Raw genomic sequence first — 24,037 nt, 5'->3', positions numbered from 1 at the left:
CCCCCTGCGGCGCGGGGGGTTCGCGGCGATATCAGCGGGTCGCCGCGAGGGCCGCGACGGCCGCGGCACAGGCGGTGACGGCGAGCAGCGCGCCGCCCGCGGCGAAGCGCGCGACGGGGACGCGCACGCCGTAGCGGCGGCACCACTCGAACCAGAGCAGCGTCGCGAGCGACCCCCACGGGGTGATCACGGCGCCGGCGTTGGTGCCGATGAGCAGGGCGAGCAGCCCGTCGGTGTCGCCGGCGGGGACGGCCCGCTCCCCCGCGACGTAGGCGGGCAGGTTGTTCAGCAGGTTAGCCAGGCCCGCGCCGGCGAACGCGGTGCGGAACAGCCCGCCGGCGCCCTCGCCGGCGCCCTCGCCGCCGCCGGCGAGGACCCGCGTCAGCGCGTCGAGGCCGAGGCGTTCCAGGGCGGGGACGACCAGGAACAGCCCGGTCACGAACACCATGAGCTGCCAGGGCAGCAGCCGCCAGGTGAGGGCCGGGCGGTCCCGGACGGCGAACGCGATCACCACGACTGCGGCGGCGCAGGCGGCGGCCGCGCCGAGCCGGTAGCCGGTGCTGATCCCCGCGAGGATCGCCGCGGCGAACAGCAGGCAGGCCGCGGTGCCCGCGCCGAACAGGACGCGGTCGCGGACGGGTTCGGGCGGCGGCGGGGTGTAGCGGTCCGCGCCGCGGGCGCCGCGCCGCCAGTGCAGCGCCCAGAGCAGCACGGCGGTGGCGAGCAGCGCGGCGAGCTGCGGCGCGGCCATGCGGGCGGCGAACTCCCCCGTCCCGAGGCCGACGCGGCCCGCGGCCAGCAGGTTGGTGAGGTTGGAGACCGGCAGCAGCAGGGAGGCGGTGTTGGCGAGCCAGACGGTGGTCATGGCGAGGGGCGGCGCGGCGATGTCGCTGCGGGCGGCGAGCGCGAGCATGACGGGGGTGAGCAGGACGGCGGTGGTGTCGAGGTTGAGGAAGGCGGTGGTGACCGAGGCGAACAGCAGGCAGAGCGCGAACAGGGCCGGGTAGCGGCCGCGGCCGGCGCGGGCGAGGCCCTGCGCGACGGCGTCGAACACCCCGGCGCGGCGGGTGAGCTCGGCGAGCACGACGACGGCGGCGAGGAACAGCAGCAGCGGCGCGATGCGGCCGAGGCCGGCGCGGGCCTCGGCGGCCGGCACGGCGCCGGTGGCGACGAGCAGCAGGCCGAGGGCGAGGACGCCGAGGCGGACGCGGTCGAGCGGGCCGAGGGCGCGCAGCCCGGACAGGGCGCGCCGCGGTGACGGGCGGTTCACGGAGCGGTTCTCGGTGGCCTTCTCGGAAGGGCGCGGCGCCGGCCGGTCAGCCGGCCTCGGCGGCGCGGGCGGTCAGGTCAGCCCACACGGCGTCGACGGCGGCGCGCAGCTCGTCCAGGGTGCCGGAGTTGTCGAGGAGGTGGTCGGCGACGGCGCGGCGCTCCTCGCGGGTGGCCTGCGCGTCGATGCGGGCCTGCGCGGCGTCCGCGGTCATGCCGCGCTTGGCGGTGAGGCGGTCCAGCTGGGCCTCCACGGGCGCGTCGACGACCACGACGACGTCGTAGAACCCGGCGAGGCGGTTCTCGACCAGCAGCGGCACGTCGTCGACGACGATGGCGTCGGCGGGCGCGGCGTCCATGAGCCGCTGCATCCGCTCCCCCACCAGGGGGTGCACGATGGCGTTGAGGGCCTTCAGCCGGTCGGGGTCGGCGAAGACGATGCCGCCGACCTTCTCGCGGTCCAGGCCGCCGCCGGGCAGCAGCACGCCGTCGCCGAACTCGGCGACGACGGCGGCGAGGCCGGGGGTGCCGGGCTCCACCACCTCGCGGGCGATCTTGTCGGCGTCGATGACCAGGGCGCCGAGGGCGCCGAGGCGCGCCGACACCTCGCTCTTGCCGGAGCCGATGCCGCCGGTCAGTCCCACTTTCAGCACGGGACCAACCTACTCAGGGGACGGCGGGCTGGGGAAGCAGCGGCTTGCGCATGTGGACGAGGGTGAGGTGGTCGGCGACGCGCTCGCGGTGGGTCTCGCTGTAGCCGAGCCGCCGGTAGAGGCGCAGGTTGCCGTCGCTGAGGTGCCCGGTGAACAGGGCGCAGCCGTCGGCGCGGCCGGCGGCGGCCGCCTCCAGGTCGCGCATGAGCCGCGACCCGATGCCGCGGCCGCGCGCGTCGGGGGCGACGACGAGCCGCCCGACCAGGCAGGTGCGGCCGCTGAACTGGGCGCGCACGGCCCCGACGATGCGGGGGCCGTGCAGCGCCTTCAGCACCAGCGCATCGCTCTCCAGCAGGCGCCGCATCTGGTCCAGCGACTCGACCAGCGGGGCGATGAACGGGTCGCCGTACAGCTGCGCCTCGGTGAGGTAGGCGGCGCGCTGCACGGTCAGGATCTCGCCGGCGTCGGCGGGCCCGGCGGTCTCGATCCTGGTCTCGGGTGCGTCCATGGGACCGCTCTTCCGCTGGTCGGGGCCGCCGGCCGCGTCACCCGGCCAGGCGGACGGTGACGGCGACCGGCGAGTGGTCGGAGGGGCTGCGCTCGGCGACATCGTAGTCGGAGAACAGGACGTCGCTCGTGCCGTAGACCCAGTCGACGCGGCGGCCGCCGGCGGTCGGGGCGATGTCGCCGAGGCCGGCCGAGCGGAGCCGGCCGTCGTCGGCGATCCGCTGCAGCTCGGGCGAGTCGCTCTCGGCGCCGAAGTCGCCGCCGATGACGGTGCGCGGGGCGCCGCCCCAGGCGCGCAGCAGCGCCTCGACCTCGCGGGCGCGGTCGGTGCCGTGGCCGGCGCCGGTGGACAGGTGGGTGGACCACACGTCCATGGTGGTGGCGCCGACCTGGAGCTGCGCCCACACGTAGCCGCGGATCTGCGACCAGTCGCCGCGCGGCATGCGGCCGGTGCCCGAGCCGCGGACGGGCAGCGTGGTGAGGATGGCGTTGCCGAACTGGCCGTCGCCGGCCGGTCCCCACAGCAGCTTCATGCCGAGGCGCCGCGACAGCCAGACGCCGACGTCGGCGGTGCCCGACAGCAGCGAGCCGCGGCCGGCCTCCTGCAGGAGGACGACCTGGGGCCTGCTCCTCTCGATGGTGGCGGCGACGGCCTCGGGGTCCAGGGTGCCGTCGCTGTCGACGGCGTCGTGGATGTTGTAGCTGAGGACGCGGACCTCGCCGCCGGCGGCGGTGGCGGCGGCGACGGCCTCGCCCTTCGGGGAGGCGACGGCGAACAGCGCGGTGCCGAGGAGCAGGACGAGCGCGGCGGCGCCCGCGGTGAGGGCGCGGAGCGGTGCGCGGGCGGGCAGCGGCCCGCCGCGGGCGGCGGCGATGGCGGCGAGGCCGCCGAGGGCGAGGCCGGCGGCGCCGGGCAGCAGGTTGCTGGGGAGGGCGATCGTGTCGACGACGCTGATCTGGTAGGTGATCAGGATGAGGCCGACGAGCAGGCCGCCGAGGGCGGCGCCGAGGTCGACGCGCCAGACCGGGCCGCCGGCGCCGGCGCGGCGGAGCGGGGCGCGGCTCGCGACGGCGAGGAGCCAGGCGGCGAGGACCTGCCCGACGATGACGATCGGCACGACCTCGATGCCCGACATCGCGAACGTCCCCGCGATCGTGCCCGCGCCGACGCCGAGCAGGGTGCCGCCGAGGACGCAGACGCCGCCGGGGACGGCGCGGACGGCGAGCCCGGACGCCAGGAAGGCCAGGGCGAGGCCTTGGCCGGCGACGAGGACGACGTGCGCGGTGCCGAGCGAGATCCAGCCGGCGGAGGCGACGAAGGCGGGGCTGGACAGCACCAGCACCTGCAGGGCGAGGAAGGGCCCGAACGCGGCGGCGCCGAGGGCGTCGCGCCAGGAGACGCCGGGCGCGGCGACGGGGCCGGAGGCGAGCTCGCGGTAGAGGGCGGCGGCGCCGAGCGCGACGAAGGCCAGGCAGGCGAGCCAGGACGCGGTGTCGGACCGCCAGACCGGGTCCCAGGTGCCGAACGCCATCCGCACCGCGGTGTCGGCGGCGAGGCCGGCGACGGTGGCGGTGGCGAACCCGACGCCGGACAGGCCGCGGGCGCCCTCGTAGAGCGCGGCGATCGCGATCATGCCGAGGGCGGTGCCGGCGAGGGCGAGCCAGACCTGCGGGGACAGGGCCTGGGCGACCAGGCGGACGGCGAGCAGGCCGCCGACGCCGGCGGCGAGCAGGCCGCGGGGGCCGGCGGCGCGGCGCAGCGGCGCGGCGAGGGCGCCGGCGAGGTAGACCGCGAGGGCGGCGCCCGCGGCGGCGGCCGACCCGGCGGTGTCGCGCAGGTGGGCGAGCTCGGGCAGGGAGAAGCGCAGGGTCTGCGCGAGCACCGCGACGGTGACGGCGATCAGCGCGAGCCGGGCCGGGCCCTGCGGGACGATGGACGGTCCGGCCGCCGGGCGGCCGGCGGTCGTGGTGCCTGCGTCAGTGCTGGCCAATGGACTACTGCTCCCGGAGCGTTCTGGGGGGCGGGGGGCGGAGGGTGCGGCGCGCGCCCCGGTGGGCGCGCGGCCGGGAAAAGGATCACGGCCGGAACGCGGCCCCGCGAGGGGCGCCTTCCGGCCGTGCTCAGCTAGCCGCCGTCCGCCGCGCGGCCGCCCGCGGGGGCGGCCGCGCGGCGGGCGCGGTCAGGCTCGTGCGAGGCGGTCACTGACCGCCGGAGAGCTTCTCCCGCAGCGCGGCGAGGGCCTCGTCGGTCGCCAGGGCGCCGCCGGTGGTCTCGCTCTCGCCGCCGCCCGAGTAGGAGGTCTCGGCGCCACCGGTGGTGGTGCCGCCGCCGGCCTCGGCCTCGGCCTCGGCCTTGCGGGCCTCCTCGATCTGCTTGCGGTGGGCGTCGAAGCGGCCGCGGGCCTCGGCGTACTGCCGCTCCCACGTCTCGCGCTGCTCGTCGAAGCCCTCGAGCCACTCGCCGGTCTCGGAGTCGAAGCCCTCGGGGTACTTGTAGTTGCCCTCGGCGTCGTACTCGGCCGGCATGCCGTACAGCGTGGGGTCGAAGTCCTCCTCCTCCACGCCGGCGGCCGACTCGTTGGCCTGCTTCAGCGACAGGCTGATGCGGCGGCGATCCAGGTCGATGTCGATGATCTTGACGAAGATCTCGTCGCCGACCTGCACGACCTGCTCGGGGATCTCCACGTGGCGCTCGGCCAGCTCGGAGATGTGCACCAGGCCCTCGATGCCCTCCTCGACGCGGACGAACGCGCCGAACGGCACCAGCTTGGTGACGCGGCCCGGCACGACCTGGCCGATCTGGTGGGTGCGGGCGAACTGCTGCCACGGGTCTTCCTGGGTCGCCTTCAGCGACAGGGAGACGCGCTCGCGCTCCATGTCGACGTCCAGCACCTCGACGGTGACCTCCTGGCCGACCTCGACCACCTCGGAGGGGTGGTCGATGTGCTTCCAGGACAGCTCGGAGACGTGCACCAGGCCGTCCACGCCGCCGAGGTCGACGAACGCGCCGAAGTTGACGATGGAGGACACGACGCCCTTGCGGACCTGGCCCTTCTGCAGGGTGTTGAGGAAGGTCTGGCGGACCTCGCTCTGGGTCTGCTCGAGCCAGGCGCGGCGGGACAGGACCACGTTGTTGCGGTTCTTGTCCAGCTCGATGATCTTGGCCTCGAGCTCGCGGCCGACGTAGGGCTGCAGGTCGCGGACGCGGCGCATCTCCACCAGGGAGGCGGGCAGGAAGCCGCGCAGGCCGATGTCGAGGATGAGACCGCCCTTGACGACCTCGATGACCGTGCCGGTGACGATGCCGTCCTCGTCCTTGATCTTCTCGATCGTGCCCCAGGCGCGCTCGTACTGGGCGCGCTTCTTGGACAGGATCAGCCGACCCTCCTTGTCCTCCTTCTGGAGGACCAGGGCCTCGACGTGGTCGCCCACGGCGACGACCTCGTTGGGGTCGACGTCGTGCTTGATGGACAGCTCGCGCGAGGGGATGACGCCCTCGGTCTTGTAGCCGATGTCGAGGAGGACCTCGTCCCGATCGACCTTGACGACGGTGCCTTCGACGATGTCGCCGTCATTGAAGTACTTGATGGTCTCATCGATCGCCGCGAGGAAGGCTTCCTCGGACCCGATGTCGTTGACCGCTACCTGCGGGGTGGTCGAGGTGGCCTCGGTGCTGCTCGTCATGTGTCGGCTGGCTCCGGATACGGACATAGTAGGTGTCATTGGCGCGCGGAGGGCCTGGTCCGCCCTGCCGAGGACCGGAGGAAGCGGCGCGGCAGCGGGGCCGCGCCAGGGAACCGAAAGTCGACGACCTGACCGAGCGCGAGCCTGCTCCGTCCGAAGCCGCGCAAGCCCACAGCGCAGCGATCAGGATATGGGACGAGCGCCCCGGGGTCAATCGGAGCGGCCGGGCGGGCGCCCGCTCAGTAGGTGCGGGCGGCGGCCCGGTAGGCCGGCGCGAGGCGGCCGAGCTCCTTCTTCGGGACGGTGACGGTCGCCGGGTCGCCGTCGGAGGTGTAGCGCTCCCCGGGGTGCTTCGCCAGCTCGTCGAGGTAGGCGGTGGAGCACATGGTCCGGCAGTCGTTCTCCTTGATCTTGCCCTCGGACCGGACGCGGGTGATCGCCCAGCGGTCGAAGCGCTCGTCGAAGGGCGACTCCGAGGGCTTCCAGCCGGCCAGGAAGACGCCCTGGAAGGAGTAGCGGCCGTCCTCGCGCTGCGCCCAGGCGCGCTTGCGCGGGACGGCGCCGAAGGGGTAGGCGAAGGTCGCGGTGTGCTGCCCGGTCAGCGCGACGATCCGGTCCTCCATGTCCGCGATCTCCTTGCGCACCCCGTCCTCGCCGAGGGTGGACAGGTCGGGGTGGTGGACGGTGTGGTTGGCGATCTCGAAGCCGTGGGCGGTCAGCCACTTCAGGCCCTCGGCGGCGCGCGGCCCGAGGCCGAACAGGTCGTCGTTGAGGTAGAAGGTGGCGGTCGGCCGGAAGCCGGGGTGGCGGCGGGCGACGTCCTCGATGATGCCGACGGCGGTGTCGGGCAGGACGTTGCCCCGGGCGTCCAGGCCGAAGTGGCCGGGGGTGCTGTCGTCGAAGGTGAGCACGACGGGGTGGCGGCCGGCCGGGACGTCGATGCGGCCGGCGGCGAACTCGGCGGCGGTGATCGGGACGTAGCCCTCGCGGGCGAGGCGCTCCAGCTCCTTGCGCAGCTCGGCGGTGGAGCGGTCGAGCGACAGCTCGGCCTTCGGCAGGATCCGGTGGTACATGAGCACGGGGACCTCGCCGAGCTCGTCGGCCCCGGCCGCGGCGGCGGCGGGCGCGGCGGCGGGGACCGGTGTCGCGCTCGCGCCGGGCGTCCCGCTGGGCGAGACGGTCGGCGGGGCGGGCGGGGCGCTGCTCGGCGGGGTGCTCGCGGGGGCGGCCTGCGGCACCGTCGCGGGGCGGCCCTCGGCCCGGGCGGCGCTCTCGGCGGCCCGCGCGGCGCGCACGCCCCGGTCCGGGCGGTGCGCGCCCGGCAGCAGGACGCCGAGGGCGACGGCGCAGAGCACGGCGATGACAGCGATCTTGTGCAGGACAGGCACGGGGCTCCCGTCGGATCTGGTGCACGGCCACCGGACAGCGTACGCCGCAGATCATCTCATGACGGACATACAACGGTTTTTGTCCCGACGGTGGGAAGAAGATGACCGGCGCGCTCCCCCGCCTGCGGATCACCGCAGGTCGCGGCGGGCAGGCCGGTTCCGCCAAGGCGTTCCCCGCGCACGCCCCGGAAGCGGAAGGGGGCCGGGCGTGCGGCGGCTGATCCTGCTCGGTACCGGCGGCGCCATCGCCGCCCGCTCGACGCCGCGCGGGCGCGCGGCCTGGAGCGGCAGTGGCGCGACCGGTCCGGCTGATCGGCCACTTCGGCGGGCACGACGGGGTGTGGTGGGGCACGTTCGAGGAGATCGCCGAGGACTTCGCGCGCCGCGATCCGCGCCGGCGTCCCGCCGCGCCCCGCGGGCGGGGCGCGGCGGTTCGCGGCGGTTCGCGGCGGGGCGTCAGTGGGCGGCGTCCTGCCAGGTGCGGCCGGTGCCCATGGAGACCTCCAGGGGGGCGCGCAGGTCGTAGGCGCCGCCCATCTCGGTGCGGAGCAGTTCGGCGAGGCGCTCGTGCTCGCCGTCGGCGACTTCGAGGACGAGCTCGTCGTGGACCTGCAGCAGCATCCGCGAGGACAGGCCGCCCTCGCGCAGGGCGCGGTCGACGTTGAGGCTGGCGACCTTGACGATGTCGGCGGCCGAGCCCTGGATGGGGGCGTTCAGCGCCATCCGCTCGGCCATCTCGCGGCGCTGGCGGTTGTCGGAGTTGAGGTCGGGCAGGTAGCGGCGGCGGCCGAGGATGGTCTCGGTGTAGCCGGTCTGCCGGGCCTCCTCGACGACCTTGCCCAGGTAGTCGCGGACGCCGCCGAACTGCTCGAAGTACTCCTCCATGAGGCCGCGCGCCTCGTCGGGGGTGATCCGCAGCTGCTGGGACAGCCCGTAGGCCGACAGGCCGTAGGCCAGGCCGTAGTTCATCGCCTTGATGCGGGCGCGCAGCTCGGGGTCGACCTGGTCGGGCGGCAGGTCGAAGACGCGCGAGGCGGTGATGGTGTGGAAGTCGGCGCCGGAGGAGAACGCCTCCAGCAGCGCCTCGTCGCCCGACAGGTGCGCCATGATCCGCAGTTCGATCTGGCTGTAGTCGGCGGTGAGCAGCTCGGCGTAGCCGTCGCCGACGACGAACGCCTCGCGGATCTGGCGGCCCTCGGCGGTGCGGATCGGGATGTTCTGCAGGTTGGGGTCGGTGGACGACAGCCGCCCGGTCGCGGCGATCATCTGGTTGAAGGTGGTGTGGATGCGGCCGGCGTCGTCGGCCATCGGGATGAGCGAGTCGACGATCGACTTCAGCTTGGCGACCTCGCGCCAGCGCAGGATGTGCTCCAGGACGGGGTGGCCGTCCTTGGCGAGCAGGGTGGTGAGGGCCTCGGAGTCGGTGGTGTAGCCGGTCTTGGTGCGCTTGGTCTTCGGCAGGTTGAGCTCGTCGAACAGCACCTGCTGGACCTGCTTGGGCGAGCCGAGGTTGAACTCGCGGCCGACGGCGTCGTGGGCCTGCTGCTCGACCTCCTTGACCTGGCCGCCGAGGGAGGCCGACAGGCCGGCGAGGTGGCCCGCGTCGACGGCGATGCCGGCGCGCTCCATGCCGGCGAGGACGTGCACGAGGGGCAGCTCGACATCGTGCAGGAGGCGGGTCGCGCCGCGCTTGTCGAGGTCGGCGTCCAGGACGCCGGCGAGCTCGGCGACGGCGCGGGCGCGCACCGCGAGGTCGCGGGCGGCCTCCTCCTCGCCGGAGCCGTCGAGGGTGAGCTGCCCGGAGCCCGCGGACTCGTCGCGCAGCTCGCGGTGCAGGTAGCGCAGGGCGAGGTCGCCGAGGTCGAAGGTGCGCTGGCCGGGCAGCGCCAGGTAGGCGGCGAGGGCGGTGTCGGTGGCCAGGCCGCGCAGGGTGAGGCCGCGGGCGGCGAGCGCCAGGATCGGGCCCTTGGCGTCGTGCAGGGCCTTCGGGCGGGTCTCGTCGGCGAGCCAGGCGGCGAGGGCGTTCTCGTCGCCCGCGATGAGCTCGGCCGGGTCCAGGAACACCGCGGGCCCGGCGGTGGCGGCGAGCGCGAGGCCGGTGATCTCGCCGGTGCCGCGGCCCCAGGTGCCGGTGACGGCGACGCCGGTGCGGGCGGCGCCGCCGGCGTTGGCCTCCAGCCAGGCGCCGAGCGCGCCGGGCTCCAGCTCGTGCAGGTCGACGTCGAAGCCCTCCTCGGCCTCGGGCTCGGCGGCGCTGACGGAGGCGTACAGGCGCTCGCGCAGCACCCGGAACTGCAGGGCGTCGAACAGGGTGTGGATCTCGTCGCGGTCCCACTGGCCCATGACGAGGTCGGGCGCGGCGGCCTCCAGGTCGACGTCGCAGTCCAGCTTGTTGAGCTGCTGGTTGCGCAGCACGCCGGCCAGGTGCTCGCGCAGGCTGTCGCCGGCCTTGCCCTTGATCTCGTCGACGTGCGCGACGAGGCCGTCGAGGCCGTCGTACTTGGCGAGCCACTTGGCGGCGGTCTTCGGGCCGACGCCGGGGACGCCGGGCAGGTTGTCGCTGCTCTCGCCGACCAGGGCGGCGAGCTCGCGGTAGCGCGCGGGCGGGACGCCGTACTTGGCCTCGACGGCGGCGGGGTCCATGCGGGCGAGCTCGGACACGCCGCGGATCGGGTAGAGGACGGTGACGCGGTCGTCGACGAGCTGGAAGGCGTCGCGGTCGCCGGTGACGATGAGGGTGTCCATGCCGGCGGCGGTGGCCTGCACCGACAGGGTGGCGATGACGTCGTCGGCCTCGAACCCGGCGACCGACAGGTGCGGGATGCGCAGCGCGTCCAGCACCTCGTGGATGAGGCTGACCTGGCTGCGGAACTCGTCGGGGGTCTTGGCGCGGCCGGCCTTGTACTCGTCGTAGGCCTGATGCCGGAACGTCGGCTCGGACCGGTCGAACGCCACCGCCACGTGCGTCGGCTGCTCGTCGCGCAGCACGTTGATCAGCATGGAGGTGAACCCGAACACCGCGTTGGTGGGCTGGCCGTCGGAGGTGTTGAAGTTCTCCACCGGGAGCGCGAAGAACGCCCGGTAGGCCAGGGAGTACCCGTCCAGGAGCAGGAGCCGGGGCTTGTCAGGGGTCGGTGCTTTCGTCGCCACACCGTGAGCCTAGTCTGCGCCTACGACAGTTTCAGGGAGGCTGAATGAACCGGGAGCAGCGGCTGCTCGCCGATCTGACCGACGGCGAGGCGCTCGGTGACCTGGGCACCGCGATGGGGATCGAGTACCTGGAGGCGTCGCCGGAGCGGGTCGTCGGCCGGATGCCGGTGAAGGGCAACACCCAGCCGTACGGGCTGCTGCACGGGGGCGCCTCCTGCGTGCTGGCCGAGTCGCTCGGGTCGGTCGGGTCGGCGCTGCACGCCGGGGAGGGCCGCATCGCGGTCGGCGTGGAGATCAACGCGACCCACCACCGGTCGGCGACCGAGGGGTTCGTCACCGGCGTCGCCACGCGGGTGCACGGGGGCCGCACCCTCGCCACCTACGAGATCGTCATCACCGACGGCCAGGACCGGCGGGTCTGCACCGCGCGCCTCACCTGCATGCTGCGCGACGCGCCGGGCGCCTGACCGGCCGGGCGGGGCGGGCGCGCCGCGGGCGCGCGCCCGCGGGCGGGCGCGGCCGCCGATCCGCCGGGCCCGCCGAGATCGTGGTGCCAGATCCTTTGCGGTATCGGCCTCCGGCTCGGTAGCGTAGATCGCAACGGCCCGGGTCCACCGAGTAGACAACGTGCGAACGCCTCGCGGCGCCGCGCGGCCCCAAAGGTGCACCCGGGCCTCGCGCTGTCCCGGGGCGCGAGCCGCCCCGGGACGGCGCCCCGGCGCCCGCGCGGCGCCCGCGGCCGCCACCGGCCAATCCCGTTCGCCGGTTACGGTTGGATTGCGAGCGCGCCGCGCCGATTCCCAAGCCGCCCGCCCCGTCCTACTTTCGGCTCATGCGGCTGACCCTCCCGGCGACCGTCCTCGCCCTCCTCGCGCTCGCCTGCGCCACCGGCTGCGGGTCCGGCGGGCCCGCCGCCTACCCCGAGCCCCGCCAGACGGTGCGCGAGCACGAGCGCGCCCTGCCCGGCAAGAACGTGCGGATCGGCGAGCTCACCTACACCGCGCTCGCCCTCACCACCGGCGTCATCGCGGTGGCCGGGTCGCACGCCGACGTCATGGCCAAGGGGCGCTACGTCCGCGTCCGCCTCCAGATCGTCAACACCGGCCGCGACCGCCACGACGTCGACCCCTACAAGCAGCGCCTCGTCACCACCGCCGGCGCCGTCGTCGCCCCGAGCTTCGACGCGATGAACACCACCCGCGCCCCGATCCCGCCGGTCACCCTCGCCCGCGACGAGGTCCGCGCGTTCGACCTGTGGTTCGACGCGCCCGCCGACGCGAAGGTGAAGGCGCTGCGCGTCCTCGGCGACGCCTCCTCCTCGCGGCTGTCGGAGCAGCTGAAGGCCGGCCGGACCGGGACCGCCGACCTGCCCCTCACCGGCTGACCCCGCCCTCCCCCGCCGACGGCGGCGGCCCCGGACCCCGCGCGGGGTCCGGGGCCGCCGGCCTCCTCGACGGACGTCAGCCGTCCTCGCGCCGCTCCTCGGAGTCGGCGGGGATGGCGGTCACCTCGTCCCCGGCCTCGACCGCCGGCGCCTTCGCCGGCGCCGCCGCGGCGCCGCCCGCCGCGCCGACGGCGTTGTCGCCGCCGTGCCCGAGGTAGGCGGCGCGCACCGCCGGGTCGTCCAGCAGCTCGGCCGCGGGCGCGGCCTTCACGATCCGGCCGGTCTCGATGACGTACGCGCGGTGCGCCACCTGCAGCGCCTGCCGGGCGTTCTGCTCGACCAGCAGCACCGTGGTGCCCCGCTCGTTGATCACCTTGATGATGTCGAAGATCTGCTGGATGAGCTTGGGCGCCAGGCCCATCGACGGCTCGTCCAGCAGCAGCACCCGCGGGTTGGTCATCAGCGCCCGGCCGATCGCGAGCATCTGCTGCTCGCCGCCCGACATGGTGCCGCCCGCCTGCGTGCGGCGCTCGGCGAGGCGCGGGAAGAGGCCGAACACCTCGTCCAGCTCCCGGCCCATGTCGCCCTTGCGGGCGTAGGCGCCCATCAGCAGGTTCTCGGTCACCGTCATGCCCGGGAAGATCCCGCGGCCCTCCGGCGACTGGCCGATGCCCATCAGCACCCGCTTGTGGCCCGGCACCCGGCTGATGTCGCGGCCCTCGAACACGATGGACCCGTGCGACAGCGGCCGCAGCCCCGAGATCGTCTTCAGCGTCGTCGTCTTGCCCGCGCCGTTGGCGCCGATCAGCGTGACGATCTCGCCCTCGTCCACCTGCACGGACACCCCGTGCAGCGCGGCGATCTTCCCGTAGTGGACATGGATGTCGTTGACTTCAAGAAGCATCGTCGGCCGCCCCCAGATACGCCTCGATGACCCGCGGGTCGTCCTGGATCTCGGCGGGCAGCCCGTCGGCGATCTTCTGGCCGAAGTCCAGCACCGCGATCCGGTCGCTGATCCCCATCACCAGGCTCATGTCGTGCTCGATCAGCAGCACCGTCCGCCCGCTGTCGCGGATCTTGCGGATGAGCTCCTGGAGCGCCTCCTTCTCCACCGGGTTCATCCCGGCGGCCGGCTCGTCCAGCAGCAGCAGCTTCGGATCGGTCGCGAGCGCGCGGGCGATCTCCAGCCGCCGCTGGTCGCCGTAGGGCAGGTTCTTGGCGGCCTCGTGCATGCGCCGCCGCCCCACCCCCACGAAGTCCAGCAGCTCGGCGGCCTTCTCCCGGCCCTCCCGCTCCTCGCGGCGGTGCCAGGGCAGCCCCAGCGAGGCGCCCGCGAGGCCCGTCCGGTGGTGCGCGTCCGCGCCCACCATCACGTTCTCCAGCACCGACATGTTGTGGAACAGCCGGATGTTCTGGAACGTGCGGGCCACGCCGAGCTTGGTCACCTTGAAGCGCTTCTGCCCGTCCAGCCGCCGGCCGGCGAACAGCACCTCGCCCTCGGTCGGCCGGTACACCCCGGTCGTGACGTTGAAGACGGTCGTCTTGCCCGCCCCGTTCGGCCCGATCAGCGCGAAGATCTCGCCGGTCCGGACCGTCAGGTCCACGCTGTTCACCGCCACCACGCCGCCGAACCGCATGGTCAGCTCGCGCAGCTCCAGCAGCGGCGCGCCGGCGCCGCCGTCCACGGCCGCCCCGCTCACCGTCGTCTCGCTCATCGCGCCGCCTCCGTCCCGCCGGCCGGGGCCGCGTCGTCCAGCTCCGCGGTGTCCTCCACCACGGTGGCCGTCGCGACCTCGGCGCCCATGCTGCCCATGCCGCCCGAGCCCTCGGCGAACTCCGCCTTGCGCTGCCGCGACGGCAGGATGCCCTCCGGCCGGAAGATCATCAGCAGCACCAGCACCGCGCCGAACACCAGCACCCGGTACTCGCCGAGGAACCGCACCCGCTCGGGGATCCACGCCACCAGGAACGCGCCGACCATGACGCCCGGGATGTTGCCCGAACCGCCCATGACCACCGCGGCCAGGATCGTCGCCGACAGGATGAACGGGAAGTTCGTCGGGATGATCGACACCGCCTGGGTGCCGTACACCACGCCCGTCGCCCCGCCGATCGCCGCGCCGATCGCGAACGCCGCCAGCTTGAACTTGAACGTCGGCACGCCCATCAGCTCGGCCGCGTCCTCGTCCTCGCGGATCGACGCCCACGCCCGGCCCACCCGGCTGCGCTCCAGCCGCTTCGCGAAGATGATCGTCACGATGATGAGCAGCAGCATCAGGTAGTAGTACGAGTGCGCGTCCAGCGACCCGTACACGAACGGCTGCACCCCGCCGAGCCCGAACGGGAACGACTCGGGGAACGCCCACGCGGTCAGCTGCGGCGGGTGCGGGATGCCGCTGATCCCGTTCGGCCCGCCGATGTAGTCGGTGTTGTTCGCGGTGATCCGGACGATCTCGCCGAAGCCGAGCGTCACGATCGCCAGGTAGTCGCCGCGCAGCCGCAGCGTCGGAGCGCCGAGCACGATGCCCGACAGCGCCGACAGCACGATCCCGACGAGCAGGATCTCCCAGAAGCTCCAGCCGTACTTGGTGCCGAACACCGCCATCGTGTAACCGCCGATGGCGAAGAACGCCACGTACCCGAGGTCCAGCAGGCCCGCCTGCCCGACCACCACGTTCAGCCCGATCGCCAGCAGGATGTACCCGCCCACCGGGAAGAACAGCAGCGTCGTCCAGTCGGTGTCGGGCGACATGATCGAGGCGACGCCCTCCGCCGGCAGCAGGATCGCGCCGATGATCAGCAGGACGTACACCGTCCACCGCGACCAGCCCGGCTGGCGCACCCACCAGTCGTGGAAGGCGTCCGTCACCACCCCGGCCGACTCGGTCACGAGCAGCAGCGCGAACAGCAGCTCGCGGAGGCCCGGCACGACGTTGGCCGAGCGGCGCCGCGCACGCTCCACCACCCCGGCCCACGCGCCGCCGCCGGCGGCGCTCTTCACTTGCGTCTGGTCAGTGCTCATGCGCGCGCCTGCTGGAGGGATTCACCAAGGATGCCGGTGGGACGGAACATCAGGACGAGGATCAGGATCGAGAACGCGATCACGTGCTGCCACTCCGTACCGAAGAGCGCCGAACCCCACATCTCGACCAGCCCGAGGACCAGGCCGCCGACCAGGGCCCCGCGCAGGTTGCCGATACCGCCGAGCACCGCCGCCGTGAACGCCTTGATGCCGAGCAGGAAGCCCACGTCGTACTTGGCCTCCTCGAACCGCAGCATGTACAGCGCCGCCGCGACGCCCGCCATCGCACCGCCGATCGCGAACGTCGCCGTCACGATCCGGTCGATGTTCACCCCCATCAGCACCGCCGTCTGCGGATCCTGGGCGGTCGCCCGGATCCCGCGGCCGAGCCGGGTGCGGTTCACGAACTGGTCCAGCACCACCATCATCAGGATCGCCCCGACGAAGATGATCAGCTTGTCGTTGCTCACCACGAAGTCCCCGATGGAGATCACATGGTTGCGCTGCACGAAGTGCCCCTGCACCGGCAGGGCGCCCTTCTCCTTCGGCAGGTCGAACGCCTGCGGAATGACCACGCGGGCGAACAGCTGCTGCAGGAACAGCGACGCGCCGATCGCCGAGATCAGCGCCGCCAGCCGCGACGCCCCCCGCCGCCGCAGCGGACGGTAGGCCACCAGCTCCAGCAGCACCGCGCTGCCGCCCGAGGCGACCCCCGCCACCACCGCCAGCCCGATCACGATCGCGATGAGGGTGAAACCGCCGTACAGCGACGTCACGTCGAACAGGTTCAGCACCCCGATGACCACCATGGTCCCGATCATGAAGATCTCGGAGTGCGCGAAGTTGATCAGCCGGAGCACGCCGTAGACCATCGTGTAGCCGAGCGCGACCAGCGCGTAGATCGAACCCAGCGCCAGGCCGTCCACCGTGGACGGCCAGAATTGATCGATAAAGTTGTGCACGTTGTGGGTCGCCTTCGTCGAAGGGGCGGGAGCGCTGTAGCGCTCCCGCCCCTGCGCCTGAACCGAGCGCCCGCCCAGCGGACGGGACCGCCGGTCGTTAACCGATCTTGGCCTCGGCAGCCTTGCCCAGCAGCGGCAGCGTGTCGCCCTTCACCTGGTAGATGTAGACGTCCGCCGCGGCCGGCTCACCCTGCGGGGTGAACTTGATCTGCTTGGACACGCCCGGCACGTCGATCTTCGACAGGTACTCGTTGATCTTCTCGGCGGTGTCGTTGCCCGCCTTGATCGCCTCGATGAACGCCGTCGCCGCGTCGTAGCCCTCGGCCGAGTAGATCGCCGTGTCGGTGTTGTACTTCGCCTTGTACTGCTCGGCGAACGTCTTCGACTTCGGGCTCGCCGTACCCGTCGGGTCGATCAGGCACGGGCAGCCGATCGCCGAACCGTCCGCCGTCGTCCCGCCCGCGCCCTTGGCCAGGCCCTTGTCCAGCGAACCGTCGCCCGACAGGAACCGGCCCTTCACGCCCGCCTCGCGCAGCTGCTTGATCAGCTTGCCGCCCGCCGCGTAGTACCCGCCGAAGAAGATCGCGTCGGCCTTCGCCGCCTTCGCCTTGTTCACCGCCGAGGAGAAGTCCGACCCGTTCGGGTCGATCGCGTCCTCGGTCACCGTCGCCCCGCCCTTGGTGACCGTCGCCTTCACCGTCTCGGCCAGCGGCTTGCCGTACTCCGACTGGTCGTTGATCACGAAGACCTTCTTGGCGCTCAGGCCGTTCAGGATGAACGTCCCGATCCCCTCGCCCTGCGCGTTGTCGTTACCGACGATGCGGTGCCAGAACTTCCAGCCCTTCGTGCCGAGGGCCGCGTTCGTCGCCGACGGCGACACGCTCGGGATCTTGCCCTCCTCCAGCACCGGACCGACCTGCGCCGACTCGCCCGAGAACGCCGGGCCGATCATCGCGACGACCTTGTCCTTGGTGATCGCCTGCTTGGCCAGCGGCACCGCCTGCTCGCCCTTGCCCTGGCTGTCGTACTTCTTGATCTTGATCTTGACCTTGGGGTTGGTCGCGTTGTACTGGTCCACCGCCAGCTGCGCGCCCTGGCTCGGCGGAATGACGATGCCCGAGTTCTCACCCGTCAGGTCGCCCATGAAGCCGATCGTCAGCTCGTCGCCCGAACCGCCCGACTTGTCGTCGCCGCCGCACGCCGCCGCACCGAGCACGAGCGCCGTGCTCACCACCACCGCACCGGTGACCCTCAACTTGTTGCGCCGCAAGGTGCCCAGCCTTTCCATCCGGATCCGGAACGGATCGGGGTACGAGTCGAACCCCGACGCCGCATCTCAGGAGGAGAAAACGGTCACTCGGGGACCAGCTATGTCGTACACCGAGCCGCACACCCAGAACAGCACCCCCGGATAGAAGGGTTATTCGTTCGTTACGCCCCCGTGCCCATCCGACCGCACGCACACGCAGGCGAAATCACCCAACGTCACCGAACCCGCGCACACCCCCACCCGCGCACCCGACCTCACTCCGACACCCCACCCGACCCCGACACGCCCTCCTGCGCACCGCCCGACGCCCCCGCCAGCACCGCCTCCGCCACCGCACGCATCGTCAACCGCCGATCCATCGACGTCTTCTGAATCCACCGGAACGCCTCCGGCTCGCTCATCCCGTTCACCGACTGCAAGATCCCCTTGGCCCGGTCCACGACCTTCCGCGTCTCCAACCGGTCCTGCAGACCCGCGACCTCCGCCTCCAGCGCCCGCATCTCGGTGTACCGGCTCACCGCCATCTCGATCGCCGGCGCCAGATCCGTCTTGCTGAACGGCTTCACCAGATACGCCATCGCACCCGCGTCCGTCGCCCGCCGCACCAGCTCCCGCTGCGAGAACGCCGTCAAGATCACCACCGGCGCCACCCGCTCCGCCGAGATCCGCTCCGCCGCCGAGATCCCGTCCAGCACCGGCATCTTCACGTCCAGGATCACCAGATCCGGCCGCAGCTCCGTCGCCAGCCGCACCGCCGTCTCACCGTCCCCGGCCTCCCCGACGACCTCGTAGCCGTCCTCCTGGAGCATCTCCTTCAGATCCAGCCGGATCAGGGCCTCATCTTCTGCGATCACAACTCGCCGAGCGCTCTCCGTCACGCGCACGAGACTACCGGGAGGCGCTACGCTGGACGGAGCCAGGTCTCCCCCGCCACCACGACCTGGAAATCACCACAAATGAATGTCCGTTTTATTAGGACAAAGGCCCCGATATCCCAATCGGTAGAGGACATGGCCTCAAAATCCATAAAGTGTGGGTTCGAATCCCACTCGGGGCACATATACCGATAAAGCCGCTCGCCGCTATTCGCGAGCGGCTTTTGTCGTAGGCATGGGCCACTCTTGCCATATGGGAACCCAACAACAGCGAGATCTCGCCCGTGCCCTGACCCGCCAAGGGCTCACCCTTGCGCAAATCGCCGATGCATGCGGAGTCAGCGTTTCCAGCGTTCGACGGTGGCGCGATACTGATCGTCGAGCGCTCGGCCCACCCGATCCCCTCCTGCCCGGCAACTGCCCCATCTGTCGTGGAGACGAGTTCGCAGGCGCTCCGTACTCCTACCTTCTGGGCATCTACCTGGGCGATGGCCACATCGTCCTTCACAGCCGGGACGTGTACCGTTTGGAGATCGCTTGCAGCGACACCTGGCCCGGCCTGCAGAACGAAGCAATGCAAGCGATATCGGCGGTCATGCCCCACCTGAAGGTGGGGCGTCGACGCAGTACCGGATGTACTTACATCGGCGCCTACTCCAAGCACTGGCCATGCCTGTTCCCGCAGCACGGGCCGGGGATGAAGCACACGAGAAAGATCGAGCTGGCCGGCTGGCAGCGGGGGATCGTCGACGAATTCACCGAGGAGTTCGTGCGGGGGCTGATCCATTCCGACGGGTGCCGGGCGCTGAACCGGGTGAACCGTCCGACGGCGGAAGGCGATCGCTGGTACGAGTATCCGCGGTATTTCTTCACCAACGCGTCGGACGACATCCGGGAGCTGTTCACCGGTGCGCTGGACCGGCTGGGCGTGGAGTGGCGGCAGTCCAGTCCCCGGAACATCTCGGTCGCGAAGCGGGGGGCGGTGGAGCGGTTGGACGGGTTCGTGGGGCCGAAGTTCTAGGCACGGTCGTGCAACGGATCGGCTGCTTCGCGCGATGTTCCGGTAGGGGTGGCGTATGCTCGCCCGAGCTGGCTAGCCCGGCTAAGCTTCCTGCGGCCGCGAGCGGGCATCGTCCCTGTTCAGGGGCCTTCTGGCCGCTCGCCCTCCATTAGCACGAGTGTCGTGCCGAGCGGTAGCCCTCGTGTTCACTTCGCGTCCGTCTTGAGACGGCCGGGTGACGCCGCCCGCCCTTCCCCTCGTTCACGCCGACGGCCCGGCCGCGCGCCCCTGTGCGGGGCGTGCGGCCGGGCCGTGGGACGTGCGGACGTGCGGGTGCGTGTGCGGGTGCGGGTGGTCAGCGGCGCAGGGCGTTGTCGTGGGCGATGGCGTCGCCGATGCGGTGGACGCGCAGGGCGTTGGTGGAGCCGGGGGTGCCGGGCGGGGAGCCGGCGACGACGACGACGCGGTCGCCCTTCTGGAGGCGGCCGCTCTCCAGGACGCCCTGCTCGACCTGGCGGACCATCTCGTCGGTGTGGTCGACCTGGGGGACGATGAAGGTCTCGACGCCCCAGACGTGGGCGAGGCGGCCGCGGACGGCGGGGACGGAGGTGAAGGCGAGCAGCGGGATGGGCGAGCGATAGCGGGAGAGGCGGCGGGCGGTCTCGCCGGACATGGTGAAGGCGCAGAGGGCCTCGGCGTCGACGATGGCGCCGACCTCGGCGGCGGCGCGGGCGATGGCGCCGCCGACGGTCTCGGGCATGCGGTCGAGGGTGTGGGTGGCGTGCAGGGACGCCTCCTCGGCGGTGGTGACGATGCGGCTCATCGTCTCGACGGAGAGGATGGGGTACTGGCCGACGCTGGTCTCGCCGGAGAGCATGACGGCGTCGGCGCCCTCGAAGACGGCGTTGGCGACGTCGCTGGTCTCGGCGCGGGTGGGCCGCGGCGCGGAGATCATGGATTCGAGCATCTGGGTGGCGACGATGACGGGGCGGGCCTTCTCGCGGCAGAGCGCGATGGCGCGCTTCTGCACGATGGGGACCTGTTCGAGGGGGAGCTCGACGCCGAGGTCGCCGCGGGCGACCATGATGCCGTCGAAGGCGGCGACGATCTCGGGGAGGTTGTCGACGGCCTGCGGCTTCTCGATCTTGCCGATGAGGGGGACGCGGACGCCCTCCTCCTCCATGATGCGGTAGACGGCGTCGGCGTCGGCGGCGGTGCGGACGAAGGACAGGGCGACGAGGTCGACGCCGAGGCGGAGGGCCCAGCGCAGGTCCGCCTCGTCCTTGTCGGTGAGGGCGGGGACGCTGACGGGGACGCCGGGCAGGTTGAGGCCCTTGTTGTCTGAGACCATGCCGCCGACGGTGACGCGGGTGCGGACGCGGTTCCCGTCGACCTCGATGACCTCCAGGGCGACGCGGCCGTCGTCGATGAGGACGGTGTCGCCGGGGCCGACGTCGCCGGGCAGGCCCTGGTAGGTGGTGGAGACCTCGCGGCGGGTGCCGGGGACGTCGTCGGTGGTGATGGTGAAGTCGTCGCCGAGGGTGAGGCGGACCGGGCCGTCGGGGAAGCGCCCGATGCGGATCTTGGGGCCCTGCAGGTCGGCCAGGATGCCGACGCCGCGGCCGGTGGCCTCGGCGGCGGCGCGCAGGAGGCGGTAGACCTCCTCGTGGGCGGCGTGGTCGCCGTGGCTCATGTTGAGGCGGGCGACGTCGACGCCGGCGTCCACGAGGGCGCGGATCTGCTCGGGGCTCGAGCAGGCGGGGCCGATGGTGCTGACGATCTTAGCTCGACGGTTCACGGGCTCAACGCTACTTAGTTACCTGCCGGTATGGATATTCGTGCAGGCCACGGTTGCTCAACGTTCACCCGGTGGTCCAGTCCAGAGGTCTAGACCACCGGGTGCGGAGCGGGTCGCGGGTCAGCGCGCGAACACCTCGGTGAAGGCCTGGCAGAAGGCCTTGAGGTCGTCGGGCTTGCGGCTGGTGACGAGCAGGCTCGGCGCGTGGTCGCAGATCTTGACCTCCTCGTCGACCCAGGTGGCCCCGGCGTTGCGCAGGTCCGTCCGCAGGCTCGGCCAGGACGTGAGGACGCGGCCGCGCACGACGTCGGCCTCGATGAGCGTCCAGGGGGCGTGGCAGATGGCGGCGACGGGCTTGCCGGCGTCGAAGAAGCCGCGGACGAACGCGACGGCGCCCTCGTCGGTGCGCAGGAAGTCGGGGTTGGCGACGCCGCCGGGCAGGACGAGGGCGTCGAACTCCCCGGGTCCGGAGACGTCGACGGTGGTGTCGACGGAGAAGGTGTCGGCCTTGTCCAGGTGGTCGAACGCCTGGGCGCGGCCGGACTGGGTGGAGACGAGCCGCGGGGTGCCGCCGGCCTGCTCGACGGCCTGCCACGGTTCGGTCAGCTCGATCTGCTCGACGCCCTCGGGGGCGATGAGGAAGGCGACGGTCTTGCCCTGGAGGCTGGCCATGGCGGGTGCTCCTGTCCGTGGGGTCGTGTCGGTCGCTGGTGACGGTCGTCGCCTTGCGGTGGGCCGTCACGGGTGCCCCTGCCCAGGTCCGGGAGTGATATGCAGGAGGGGTGAATCCGACCGGTTACCGGGAGGCGGCCGCGCCGGGCCTGGCCTGCGCGTGGCGGGCGGCGCTGCCCGCGGGCGCGGCGGGCCCGTTCGTGCAGGCGGTGGTGCCGGACGGGTGCGTGGACGTGGTCTGGTGGGAGCGCTCGGGGCTCGTCGAGGTGGCGGGGCCGGACACGGGCCCGGCGCCCGCGACGCTGCGGCCCGGCGACCGGCTGGCGGGCGTGCGGTTCCGGCCGGGTACGGCGGCGCGGGTCCTCGGAGTGCCACTGGACGCGCTGCGCGACGCCCGGACGCCGCTGGCGGACCTGTGGGGCGCCAGAGGCGACCGGCTCGCCGAGGCCCTCGCCGGGGCGGCGGATCCGGCGACGACGCTGGCGGAGGCGATGCGGCCCGGCAGCCCCGATCCCCTGCTGGCGCCCCTGCTCCGCGAGCTGAGATCGGGGTCGGTCCGGCGGGCCGCCGAGGAGCTGGGCTTCGGTGAGCGCCAGCTGCGCCGGCGGACTCTCGCGGCGTTCGGCTACGGCCCGAAGACGTTGCAGCGCGTCATGCGCTTCCAGTCGGCCCTGCGGCTGGCCCGCGCGGGAACCCCGTTCGCCGACGTCGCGCACGCCACGGGCTACGCCGACCAGGCCCACCTCGCCCACGAGGTCCGCGCGCTCGGCGGCGTCCCCCTCGGCGACCTGCTCTGATCAGTCGCGGCGCGCGGGGCGGGCCTTCTTCGGGAGGGTCGCGACGACGGTGTCGTAGGACTGCTCGACGAGGGCGAGGATCTCCTCGTCGGGCAGGACGCCGTCATAGCGGACGGTGACCCAGTGCCGCTTGTTGAGGTGGTAGCCGGGCAGGACGGTGCCGGGGTACTCGGCCTTGAGGGCCTCGACCTCGTCGGGCGGCAGCTTCAGGCTGACGCGGGCGGGCGGGGCGTCGTCGGCGAGCACCGCGAAGATCTTCCCGGCGACCTTGAACACGGCGGTGCGCTCACCGAAGGGGTACTCCTCGGCGGCGCCGGGCAGTCCGAGGCAGTGGTCGGCGGTGTCGGCTGGCGTCATGCGCCGAGTCTGCCGCAGGGGTCGGACAGTCCGGCGCGGGTCAGCGGACCTCGCGGTCGCAGCGGACGAGGCGGGTGCGGTGCTCGCAGGCGTACCGCTCGGCCTCGCACCGGCTGCCGAAGCCGCGCGCGTCCCCGTCGGCGAACACGCACGCGACGGGGTCGTAGACCATGGAGCAGGCACCGGAGCAGCCCGACCGCCCGACCGGATCGGGAGCGCCGCCCGGCCCGAGCATCGCGAGCCACAGCAGCGCCAGAACGATGGGAGCGAGAACCCACAGCATCCGCCGCACCGACACCCACCCCAGCCACCCGAAGCGACATTTCAACTACTTAAAGTAGTAATCCCAGCTAGCGGCGACTATGGCCGGCACGGCCGACTCCCCTACCGCGAAGGCTTCGATCACCCCACCCGCCCGCCGGCCGCACCCCGCACGCGAGTGCGCTACCTGCCCGGCGGGGGCGACGCCGCAGGCGAGCTCCCGCCGGGCAGATCGCGAAGCGATGTCGCACTCGCCCAAGGCGCGGTCGAAGTGCGAGCCGCCAGGCGAGTACTTCGGGCCGTGACTTCAATGAACACAGCCGCCAGGCGAGTACTTCGGGCCGTGACTCAATAAACAGGTACCGTCTCGGTGGTGGTGCTGATGTCGTGGACGCGGAGGCCGCGGGCCTGGTAGTTGGCGAGGGCGGCGGGGCCGTCGAGGGAGCAGGTGCGGACCCGGACGCGGCGGGTGGGTTCGCGGGCGGGCCAGCGGTCGGCCAGGTCCCAGGCGCGGCGGAGGGCGTGGGTGAGCAGGTGGCCGCCGAGGCCGCGGCCGTGGAAGGCGCGCAGCAGCCCGAAGTAGGCGATCTCGACCTCGCCGGCGGGGTGGGGGTCGAGTTCGGCGTAGCCGGCGGGGGTGCCGTGCAGGTAGGCGGTCCACAGTTCGGCGCCGGGGCGGGTGAGCCAGTTGTGCCACTGGTCGCGGGTCCAGGCGAGGCGGTCGGTCCAGTGCCAGTCGCCGCCGACGGCGGTGTAGAGGAAGCGGGCGAACTCGGGGGCGGCGGTCTCGGCGCGCTCGATGCGGACGGGGGCGTCCGGTTCGCGGGCGGGCCGCAGGTCGGCGGGGGAGTTCTGTTCCAGGTGCCAGGTGGTGACCTCGGCGCGTCTGGTCGGCATGCTGGTCCCCCGGGCTCCCCCATGGACGCGGCCCGCCGCGTCCCGGTGGTGTCCGGGGGCGCGGCGGGCCCGTCGTTCCCTGCGTTCTTCC

General features: G+C 72.8%; 22 protein-coding genes and 1 tRNA gene. 5 read left to right on the top strand and 18 right to left on the bottom strand.

From position 1 onward, the window contains the following. Nucleotides 1–31: 31 nt before the first annotated feature. The 7 genes from K1Y72_RS01920 to polA form a co-directional block, all read right to left on the bottom strand. Nucleotides 32–1,270, bottom strand: coding sequence for an ArsB/NhaD family transporter (locus tag K1Y72_RS01920; protein WP_220162558.1), 1,239 nt, complete (start codon nucleotides 1,268–1,270; stop codon nucleotides 32–34). Nucleotides 1,271–1,316: 46 nt separating this feature from the next. Beyond that, entirely contained in the window at nucleotides 1,317–1,922 is a 606-nt protein-coding gene (gene coaE, locus K1Y72_RS01915) for a dephospho-CoA kinase (protein WP_220162556.1), read from the bottom strand. Between the two features lie 13 nt (nucleotides 1,923–1,935). Continuing rightward, nucleotides 1,936–2,430 carry a GNAT family N-acetyltransferase gene (locus tag K1Y72_RS01910; protein ID WP_220162554.1) on the bottom strand — a complete coding sequence of 165 codons (495 nt, stop codon included), beginning with the start codon at nucleotides 2,428–2,430 and terminating at the stop codon, nucleotides 1,936–1,938. 37 nt (nucleotides 2,431–2,467) lie between these two features. Beyond that, nucleotides 2,468–4,420 carry an endonuclease/exonuclease/phosphatase family protein gene (locus tag K1Y72_RS01905; protein ID WP_220162552.1) on the bottom strand — a complete coding sequence of 651 codons (1,953 nt, stop codon included), beginning with the start codon at nucleotides 4,418–4,420 and terminating at the stop codon, nucleotides 2,468–2,470. Nucleotides 4,421–4,628: 208 nt separating this feature from the next. Continuing rightward, nucleotides 4,629–6,113, bottom strand: a complete 1,485-nt coding sequence (gene rpsA / locus K1Y72_RS01900) for a 30S ribosomal protein S1 (RefSeq protein ID WP_220162550.1) — start codon at nucleotides 6,111–6,113, stop codon at nucleotides 4,629–4,631. A gap of 239 nt (nucleotides 6,114–6,352) precedes the next feature. Further along, complete coding sequence (locus tag K1Y72_RS01895) at nucleotides 6,353–7,501, bottom strand: polysaccharide deacetylase family protein (protein ID WP_220162548.1); 1,149 nt, start codon at nucleotides 7,499–7,501, stop codon at nucleotides 6,353–6,355. 456 nt (nucleotides 7,502–7,957) lie between these two features. Continuing rightward, nucleotides 7,958–10,651, bottom strand: a complete 2,694-nt coding sequence (polA, locus tag K1Y72_RS01890; protein WP_220162546.1) for a DNA polymerase I — start codon at nucleotides 10,649–10,651, stop codon at nucleotides 7,958–7,960. Nucleotides 10,652–10,695: 44 nt separating this feature from the next. Between polA and K1Y72_RS01885 the strand changes: the two genes are divergently transcribed. Together K1Y72_RS01885 and K1Y72_RS01880 are read left to right on the top strand one after the other, a co-directional pair. Then, nucleotides 10,696–11,118, top strand: a complete 423-nt coding sequence (locus K1Y72_RS01885) for a PaaI family thioesterase (protein ID WP_220162544.1) — start codon at nucleotides 10,696–10,698, stop codon at nucleotides 11,116–11,118. Between the two features lie 365 nt (nucleotides 11,119–11,483). Next, the gene (locus tag K1Y72_RS01880; RefSeq protein WP_220162542.1) at nucleotides 11,484–12,035 is read left to right on the top strand and encodes a DUF4352 domain-containing protein; all 552 of its coding nucleotides are present in this window, start codon (nucleotides 11,484–11,486) and stop codon (nucleotides 12,033–12,035) included. A 76-nt stretch (nucleotides 12,036–12,111) separates the two neighbouring features. Here the strand turns inward: K1Y72_RS01880 and K1Y72_RS01875 are convergent, their stop codons facing one another. The 6 genes from K1Y72_RS01875 to K1Y72_RS01850 all read right to left on the bottom strand — a co-directional run bounded on the left by K1Y72_RS01875 (nucleotide 12,112) and on the right by K1Y72_RS01850 (nucleotide 18,173). Then, complete coding sequence (locus tag K1Y72_RS01875) at nucleotides 12,112–12,939, bottom strand: ABC transporter ATP-binding protein (RefSeq protein WP_220162540.1); 828 nt, start codon at nucleotides 12,937–12,939, stop codon at nucleotides 12,112–12,114. Continuing rightward, on the bottom strand, nucleotides 12,929–13,750 hold the full coding sequence (locus K1Y72_RS01870; RefSeq protein WP_220162538.1) for an ABC transporter ATP-binding protein: 822 nt from the start codon (nucleotides 13,748–13,750) through the stop codon (nucleotides 12,929–12,931). Before K1Y72_RS01870 ends, K1Y72_RS01875 begins: the two co-directional genes overlap by 11 nt. After that, complete coding sequence (locus K1Y72_RS01865; protein WP_220162536.1) at nucleotides 13,747–15,057, bottom strand: branched-chain amino acid ABC transporter permease; 1,311 nt, start codon at nucleotides 15,055–15,057, stop codon at nucleotides 13,747–13,749. The genes K1Y72_RS01870 and K1Y72_RS01865 overlap by 4 nt, the downstream gene beginning before the upstream one ends. Further along, the gene (locus K1Y72_RS01860) at nucleotides 15,054–16,019 is read right to left on the bottom strand and encodes a branched-chain amino acid ABC transporter permease (protein ID WP_308286837.1); all 966 of its coding nucleotides are present in this window, start codon (nucleotides 16,017–16,019) and stop codon (nucleotides 15,054–15,056) included. The genes K1Y72_RS01865 and K1Y72_RS01860 overlap by 4 nt, the downstream gene beginning before the upstream one ends. 97 nt (nucleotides 16,020–16,116) lie before the next feature. Continuing rightward, nucleotides 16,117–17,289 (bottom strand): branched-chain amino acid ABC transporter substrate-binding protein, encoded by a 1,173-nt coding sequence (locus K1Y72_RS01855; protein ID WP_220162534.1) that lies wholly within the window; start codon nucleotides 17,287–17,289, stop codon nucleotides 16,117–16,119. Between the two features lie 254 nt (nucleotides 17,290–17,543). Further along, the gene (locus K1Y72_RS01850; RefSeq protein WP_220162532.1) at nucleotides 17,544–18,173 is read right to left on the bottom strand and encodes an ANTAR domain-containing response regulator; all 630 of its coding nucleotides are present in this window, start codon (nucleotides 18,171–18,173) and stop codon (nucleotides 17,544–17,546) included. Nucleotides 18,174–18,272: 99 nt separating this feature from the next. Here K1Y72_RS01850 and K1Y72_RS01845 point away from each other — a divergent pair. Next, nucleotides 18,273–18,346 (top strand) — tRNA-Leu (locus K1Y72_RS01845). A 71-nt stretch (nucleotides 18,347–18,417) separates the two neighbouring features. Next, nucleotides 18,418–19,185 (top strand): helix-turn-helix domain-containing protein, encoded by a 768-nt coding sequence (locus K1Y72_RS01840; RefSeq protein WP_220162530.1) that lies wholly within the window; start codon nucleotides 18,418–18,420, stop codon nucleotides 19,183–19,185. Nucleotides 19,186–19,519: 334 nt separating this feature from the next. On the opposite strand, the gene pyk is transcribed toward K1Y72_RS01840, so the two are convergent. Further along, nucleotides 19,520–20,962: a pyruvate kinase gene (gene pyk, locus K1Y72_RS01835; RefSeq protein ID WP_220162528.1), complete on the bottom strand. Its 1,443-nt coding sequence runs from the start codon at nucleotides 20,960–20,962 to the stop codon at nucleotides 19,520–19,522. Between the two features lie 120 nt (nucleotides 20,963–21,082). Next, entirely contained in the window at nucleotides 21,083–21,634 is a 552-nt protein-coding gene (locus tag K1Y72_RS01830; RefSeq protein ID WP_220162526.1) for a type 1 glutamine amidotransferase domain-containing protein, read from the bottom strand. A 110-nt stretch (nucleotides 21,635–21,744) separates the two neighbouring features. Here K1Y72_RS01830 and K1Y72_RS01825 point away from each other — a divergent pair, with 110 nt between their 5' ends. Next, the gene (locus tag K1Y72_RS01825; protein ID WP_220162524.1) at nucleotides 21,745–22,431 is read left to right on the top strand and encodes a helix-turn-helix domain-containing protein; all 687 of its coding nucleotides are present in this window, start codon (nucleotides 21,745–21,747) and stop codon (nucleotides 22,429–22,431) included. Here K1Y72_RS01825 and K1Y72_RS01820 read toward each other — a convergent pair whose 3' ends face one another. The 3 genes from K1Y72_RS01820 to K1Y72_RS01810 form a co-directional block, all read right to left on the bottom strand. Beyond that, entirely contained in the window at nucleotides 22,432–22,788 is a 357-nt protein-coding gene (locus tag K1Y72_RS01820) for an MmcQ/YjbR family DNA-binding protein (protein WP_220162522.1), read from the bottom strand. Nucleotides 22,789–22,828: 40 nt separating this feature from the next. Next, nucleotides 22,829–23,071, bottom strand: a complete 243-nt coding sequence (locus tag K1Y72_RS01815; RefSeq protein ID WP_220162520.1) for a hypothetical protein — start codon at nucleotides 23,069–23,071, stop codon at nucleotides 22,829–22,831. A gap of 326 nt (nucleotides 23,072–23,397) precedes the next feature. After that, a complete protein-coding gene (locus tag K1Y72_RS01810; protein ID WP_220162518.1) occupies nucleotides 23,398–23,946 on the bottom strand; it encodes a GNAT family N-acetyltransferase in 549 nt (182 codons plus the stop codon). Nucleotides 23,947–24,037: the final 91 nt, after the last annotated feature.

This window comes from Actinomadura parmotrematis, from assembly GCF_019458805.1.
Classification (GTDB): Bacteria; Actinomycetota; Actinomycetes; order Streptosporangiales; family Streptosporangiaceae; genus Spirillospora; species Spirillospora parmotrematis.
Note: the sequence above shows the minus strand (reverse complement) of the source record. Positions and strands in the feature narration are given on the sequence as shown.